The 2,257-nt window shown below is 44.8% G+C and carries 3 protein-coding genes; 1 reads left to right on the top strand and 2 read right to left on the bottom strand.

Going from position 1 to position 2,257, the window contains the following annotated elements; all coding sequences use genetic code 11:
- Both AB4496_RS07080 and AB4496_RS07085 read right to left on the bottom strand, forming a co-directional pair.
- On the bottom strand, window positions 1–704 hold a 704-nt coding region (locus AB4496_RS07080), incomplete at its 3' end, for an AI-2E family transporter (protein ID WP_372130737.1).
- A complete protein-coding gene (locus AB4496_RS07085) occupies window positions 697–936 on the bottom strand; it encodes a sulfurtransferase TusA family protein (protein ID WP_009847381.1) in 240 nt (79 codons plus the stop codon). The genes AB4496_RS07085 and AB4496_RS07080, both read right to left, overlap by 8 nt.
- Before the next feature lie 178 nt (window positions 937–1,114).
- On the opposite strand from AB4496_RS07085, the gene AB4496_RS07090 reads away from it, so the two are divergent.
- Window positions 1,115–2,257: M48 family metalloprotease (locus tag AB4496_RS07090; protein WP_372130739.1), on the top strand; the 1,143-nt coding region annotated here is incomplete at its 3' end.

A 2,257-nucleotide genomic window follows, 5' to 3' on the forward strand; every position in this document is an offset into this window, starting at 1 on the left:
TCCAGAATCGCAAAGGTTACGTAGCTGACACCACCGACGATCAAAATCTCAAGCACCTTACCGCGAATGTAATTTGAGATTTGTTGGTTCATCTCTACCCAAACCTTGGTCGCTAGACGACGGTTCTTAGGCAGAACACCACTAGCCATACTGATCATCTCTTCTTTGTCTTTCAAAAGGAAGAAAATCAGCAGCGGTACAAGAATCAGGTAAACCGCAAGCGTCGCCAAACTAACAAGAGAAGCTAAAGAGCCCTTCACAACGCTTTCGCCAAAGCCTAATGCTTTGTTTTTCGCATTAGACACAATCGATTCAACGATCTGCAGGTTTGCTAGTTCAGGGTAACGCTCAGGGATGGTTGCGATGAACTTCTGTAAGCCACCATACATGCTTGGAATATCATTGATAAGGTTACCTACCTGTTCCCAAATCGTTGGTACTAGACCAAACAGCGCAAGTAACATCACGCTAAAGAACATTAAAATCACCAACATCACTGATGGGGTTCTTGGAACACCGAGTCTTTGAAGTTGAGTAACCGGCCACTCAAGCAGATAAGCCAAAACAATAGCCACCAAAAGTGGGGCAATGAGGTGACCAAAGAAGTAGATCGTAATAAAGCCGAAGAGAATGATGGCAACCAAGCTGACAGCATGGGGATCAGAGAAACGTCGTTTATACCAACGATTGACCATTTCAAGCATTTGACTGCAATTCCTTTTTAGTGACGAGGAGATGATAGTAATTAGAGCAAACCTCTACGATGACGTCATAGGCTTGCTTTGACAAAAAAGTAACAATATCTTTCATCGAGCTGTTATCAGAGACATAAATTGACAATGATTGCCCTACTTCTAACTTTACACTGTGACGCTTGGCTAATAATAGTGCCATTGGACAGCGCTCTTGGCGTAAATCTAGAATATTAGGTGTCATTCTTTAGCTCGATGCTTATTATAAGGGTCGTATTGTAATCTGTTTTTGAAAACGCGCCATCATTCATTCATCTTCCTTCATGATAGCGCACGCACTTGGTAAAGGTTACATCAGATAGAGAACCAATTTGCATTGCACTTGTCTTACTGTCAGAAGAAACGGAGTATTACTGACTAATATGTTTAAACGCGCTCGCTCAATTGCTTGCTTATGCATCGCAGCTACATTAAGCACTCCAACGTTGGCAAATACCAATGGTTTGGAGCTACCCGATATCGGCACCGCGGCAGGCGGCACACTCACTATCGACCAAGAACTTATCTATGGTGATGCCTACATGCGCATCATCAGAAGCAGCCAGCCTATCGTAAACGACCCGGTTCTAAACCAATACATTGACACGCTTGGCCATCGCCTTGTCGCGAACGCAAATGATGTAAAGACACCTTTTCAGTTCTTTATGATCCGTGACCGAAACATCAACGCTTTTGCTTTTTTTGGTGGTTATGTTGCTTTGCACTCAGGTTTGTTCTTGCATGCACAGTCTGAAAGTGAACTCGCTTCCGTATTGGCGCACGAAATCGCGCACGTTACCCAGCGTCACTTAGCACGTAGTATGGAAGATCAAGCTCGCCGCTCTCCTGCAACCATCGCAGCACTGGCCGCTTCTGTATTATTAGCGATTGCAGCACCAGAAGCCGGTATCGCAGCTATCACTGCAACAACTGCTGGTAACATGCAAAGCCAAATAAACTACACCCGAAGTAATGAAAAAGAAGCCGACCGCTTTGGCATCAACACGCTGGCAAAAGCAGGGTTCGATGTAAACGCGATGCCACGTTTCTTTGGCCGCTTAGCTGATGAATACCGCTATGCAAGCACACCGCCACCAATGCTATTAACTCACCCATTGCCTGAAGACCGAATCACAGATTCACGCGCCCGTGCTCGCAGCTATACCCCACTAAAACTGGCTCCGTCACTGGATTACCATTTAGCAAGAGCCCGGATTGTTGCGCGCTATGCAGGGATTAATAATGATGCAGCTCTTGATTGGTTTGAGCGAAAGCTGAAGAAAGCCCCCAAAGCCTTGGTTCCATCATTAGAGTATGGGCAAGCACTGGTTTACCTAGATTCAAAAAAATTAGATAAAGCAGAACCAATTCTGACCAAGCTGATGAATAGCGACCCAACCAACTTGTTCTATCTGGATGCTATTTCAGATCTGCACATTGAACAGAAAAAGCCTGAGATTGCGATTAAAGAACTTAAGTCAGCACTTGAGCGTCAACCAAACAACTCAGTTCTAACCATAAACTAC

Source organism: Vibrio sp. 10N.222.46.A1, assembly GCF_041473595.1.
Classification (GTDB): domain Bacteria; phylum Pseudomonadota; class Gammaproteobacteria; order Enterobacterales; family Vibrionaceae; genus Vibrio; species Vibrio tasmaniensis_A.